The sequence below is a fragment of the Saezia sanguinis genome (assembly GCF_003991585.1).
Taxonomy (GTDB): Bacteria; Pseudomonadota; Gammaproteobacteria; order Burkholderiales; family Burkholderiaceae_C; genus Saezia; species Saezia sanguinis.
On record NZ_PQSP01000225.1, the window covers coordinates 1 to 234 of the forward strand.

General features: G+C 73.9%; 1 protein-coding gene. It reads left to right on the forward strand.

Features of this window, described 5'->3' with window-relative positions:
• On the forward strand, positions 1-234 hold a 234-nt coding region (locus tag CUZ56_RS15595), incomplete at both ends, for an AMP-binding protein (protein WP_148113791.1).

Genomic DNA, 234 nt, shown 5'->3' on the forward strand with positions numbered 1-234 from the left:
CCACCGGCACACCGAAGGGTGTCGCCGTCACCCACCGCAATGCGGCCGCCTTCGTCGACGCGGAGGCGCGCCTGTTCCTGCGCGACAACCCGCTCGGTCCCGGCGATCGCGTACTGGCCGGGCTCTCGGTCGCCTTCGACGCCTCCTGTGAGGAAATGTGGCTGGCCTGGCGGCACGGCGCGTGCCTGGTTCCCGCGCCGCGCGCGCTGGTGCGGACCGGCGCGGATCTGGGAC